A 237-nucleotide genomic window follows, 5' to 3' on the forward strand; every position below is an offset into this window, starting at 1 on the left:
GTGAGCCACCTCCGAGTCCGTGCGATCGATGCCCCACGGTGTCGTCTGCGCGAGCGCGTGCATCTGGCCGTTCTCCTCGACGTACCGGACGCTCGGGTTCCGCTGGAGTGCATCGGCCGCCTTCTTCGGGAGCCGCACCGTCATCGCTTCGAAGTTGAACTCTCGGACGACGGCGTCCGCCTTCCGCTCCACCGCAGCCTTCCCACGCGCGTCGTCGAACCCGACGTTCACCTCGAC

The 237-nt window shown here is 67.5% G+C and carries 1 pseudogene; it reads right to left on the reverse strand.

What is annotated here, in order from left to right:
- A pseudogene (locus SM753_RS21135) lies at positions 1-237 on the reverse strand (hypothetical protein); the annotation flags it as partial.

It is taken from the genome of Halostella sp. PRR32, assembly GCF_034808085.1.
GTDB classification, from domain to species: domain Archaea; phylum Halobacteriota; class Halobacteria; order Halobacteriales; family Natronoarchaeaceae; genus Halostella; species Halostella pelagica.